This is a genomic window from Streptomyces beijiangensis (genome assembly GCF_017315755.1).
Taxonomy (GTDB): Bacteria; Actinomycetota; Actinomycetes; order Streptomycetales; family Streptomycetaceae; genus Streptomyces; species Streptomyces beijiangensis.
In genome coordinates this window covers 1-2,065 of the sequence record NZ_JAFLRJ010000586.1, presented here as the reverse complement: position 1 = coordinate 2,065, position 2,065 = coordinate 1, and the positions used below count along the sequence as shown (strand labels likewise).

The following is a 2,065-nucleotide window of genomic DNA, read 5'->3' as shown; positions in this document are numbered from 1 at the left end:
GGACGACTTCTGGGGGCGGTTCGAGGGGGTCGCTGAAGCGGTCAAATTCAATCACGGGCGAGCCGTAAAGCAGATGGGAACGCTAGGCCGGGGCAACCATTTTGTCGAACTGTGCACGGATATGTCAGGTTCGGTGTGGCTCATGCTGCACTCCGGGTCCCGGAACATCGGCAAGGAGCTGGCCGAGCACCACATGGCTATCGCGCACAATCTGCCGCACAACCAGGGCCTGGTGGACCGGGACCTGGCGGTCTTCGTCGCGGACACCCCGCAGATGGCGGCCTATCGCAACGACCTGTACTGGGCGCAGGAGTACGCGCAGTACAACCGCGCGATCATGATGGGGCTCCTGAAGGGCGTCGTCCGCAAGGAGTTCAAGAAGGCGAAGGTGGCCTTTGAGCCGGAGATCAGCTGTCACCACAACTACGTCAGCGAGGAGCGCTACGACGGTCTTGACCTGCTCGTCACGCGCAAGGGCGCGATCCGCGCCGGGTCCGGGGAGTACGGGATCATCCCCGGCTCCATGGGGGCCGGTTCGTACATCGTGAAGGGGCTCGGCAACGAGAAGGCCTTCAACTCGGCCTCGCACGGCGCCGGTCGGAGGATGAGCAGGAGCGAGGCGAAGCGCCGCTTCTCGGTGCGGGACCTGGCGGACCAGACGCGGGGTGTGGAGTGCAGGAAGGACTCCGGTGTGCTGGACGAGGCCCCGGGCGCGTACAAGCCGATCGAGAAGGTCATCGATCAGCAGCGGGACCTGGTGGAGGTCGTCGCCAAGCTGAAGCAGGTCGTCTGCGTGAAGGGCTGACTCGCGTTCGCGTGGCTGTTCGCGGCCCCCGGGACCTTCTGGTCCCGGGGGCCGCTGTGCGTCACAGCTCGCGGTGGACCTTGGTGTTGGAGGCCTGGGCGCGGGGGCGGACCACCAGGAGGTCGATGTTGACGTGGCTGGGGCGCGATACCGCCCAGGTGATCGTCTCCGCCACGTCGTCCGCCGTGAGGGGGGCCGCCACGCCCTCGTAGACCTTGGCCGCCTTGGCGGTGTCGCCGTTGAAGCGGGTGGTGGCGAACTCCTCGGTCTTCACCATGCCGGGGGCGATCTCGATCACGCGGACCGGGGTGCCGACGATCTCCAGGCGGAGGGTCTCGGCCAGGACGTGGGCGCCGTGCTTCGCCGCTACGTACCCGCCGCCGTTCTCGTACGTGCCGTGGCCCGCGGTGGAGGAGAGGATGACCACCGTGCCGTCCTCGCTCGCCGTGAGGGCGGGGAGCAGGGCCTGGGTGAGGTTGAGGGTGCCGATGACGTTCGTCTCGTACATCTGGCGCCAGTCCGCGGGGTCGCTGGTGGCGATCGGGTCCGCGCCCAGTGCGCCGCCCGCGTTGTTGACGAGGACGTGGATCTTGCGGAAGGCCGTGGCGAACTCGTCGACCGCGGCGCGGTCCGTCACGTCCAGGGGGTACGCGGTGGCCTGGTGGCCCGCGGTGGTCAGCTCTTCGGCCAGGGCCTCGATGCGGTCCTTGCGGCGGGCGGTGAGGACGACCCGGTAGCCGGCGGTCGCCAGTTGGCGGGCGGTGGCGGCGCCGATTCCGCTGCTTGCCCCGGTGACTACGGCGATGCGGTTGGTGGCGGCGGCGGTCATGGGGCTGCTCCTCGGGCGTCTGTGCGATGTGGCTCGTCTGTTTCAGGATAGGGGCGAGGTCAGCGGCCTCGCGGCGCGTACATGATCACTGCCATTCCGGCCAGGCAGACCAGGGCTCCTGTGATGTCCCAGCGGTCCGGGCGGTAGCCGTCGGCGACTGCGCCCCAGGCCAGGGAGCCGGCCACGAAGACACCTCCGTAGGCGGCGAGGATCCGGCCGAAGTCGCCGGTGGGCTGGAGCGTCGCGACGAAGCCGTAGAGCGAGAGCGAGAGGGCTCCGGTGAGGATCCAGAGCCAGCCCTTGTGTTCACGTACGCCCTGCCAGATCAGCCAGGCGCCGCCGATTTCCAGGAGCGCGGCGAGGACGAAGAGGGCTGCTGAGCGGGTCGTGAGCATGGGGTGGATGGTGGCATGTGCGGGTGGGGTCAGAGG

General features: G+C 68.7%; 3 protein-coding genes. 1 reads left to right on the top strand and 2 read right to left on the bottom strand.

Annotated elements, in window-relative coordinates; all coding sequences use genetic code 11:
* On the top strand, positions 1-805 hold an 805-nt coding region (locus J0695_RS37195; protein WP_206969178.1), incomplete at its 5' end, for an RtcB family protein.
* Positions 806-866: 61 nt separating this feature from the next.
* On the opposite strand, the gene J0695_RS37190 is transcribed toward J0695_RS37195, so the two are convergent.
* Entirely contained in the window at positions 867-1,634 is a 768-nt protein-coding gene (locus J0695_RS37190; RefSeq protein WP_206969177.1) for an SDR family NAD(P)-dependent oxidoreductase, read from the bottom strand.
* Positions 1,635-1,693: 59 nt separating this feature from the next.
* A complete protein-coding gene (locus tag J0695_RS37185) occupies positions 1,694-2,029 on the bottom strand; it encodes a YnfA family protein (RefSeq protein WP_206969179.1) in 336 nt (111 codons plus the stop codon).
* Positions 2,030-2,065: the final 36 nt, after the last annotated feature.

What these genes read in the sequence shown, in the direction of transcription:
- J0695_RS37190 (WP_206969177.1), bottom strand. Translation starts at nt 1,634, where the DNA reads ATGACCGCCGCCGCCACCAACCGCATCGCCGTAGTCACCGGGGCAAGC.
- J0695_RS37185 (WP_206969179.1), bottom strand. Translation starts at nt 2,029, where the DNA reads ATGCTCACGACCCGCTCAGCAGCCCTCTTCGTCCTCGCCGCGCTCCTG.